The organism is Pseudovibrio sp. SCP20 (genome assembly GCF_057774105.1).
Genome location: NZ_JBYMDH010000020.1, coordinates 1 through 374 on the forward strand (window position 1 = coordinate 1; position 374 = coordinate 374).

The 374-nt window shown below is 54.0% G+C and carries 1 protein-coding gene; it reads right to left on the bottom strand.

What is annotated here, in order from left to right; all coding sequences use genetic code 11:
* On the bottom strand, positions 1–374 hold a 374-nt coding region (locus AC3CB2_RS23475; RefSeq protein WP_352936791.1), incomplete at both ends, for a GTP-binding protein.

A 374-nucleotide genomic window follows, 5' to 3' on the forward strand; every position in this document is an offset into this window, starting at 1 on the left:
AGAGCAGAACCAGCGATGATTGGAATATCGTCGCCTGGGAATTCGTAGGAAGACAGAAGTTCACGAACTTCCATTTCTACGAGCTCGAGAAGCTCTTCATCGTCAACCTGGTCAACTTTGTTCATGAAGACAACCAGTGCAGGAACGCCAACCTGGCGTGCAAGCAGGATGTGCTCACGAGTCTGTGGCATTGGGCCATCAGCAGCGTTAACAACGAGGATCGCGCCGTCCATCTGCGCAGCACCGGTGATCATGTTTTTCACATAGTCAGCGTGGCCTGGGCAGTCAACGTGTGCGTAGTGACGAGCGTCGGTTTCGTACTCAACGTGCGCTGTGGAAATGGTGATACCACGTGCGCGCTCTTCAGGAGCACC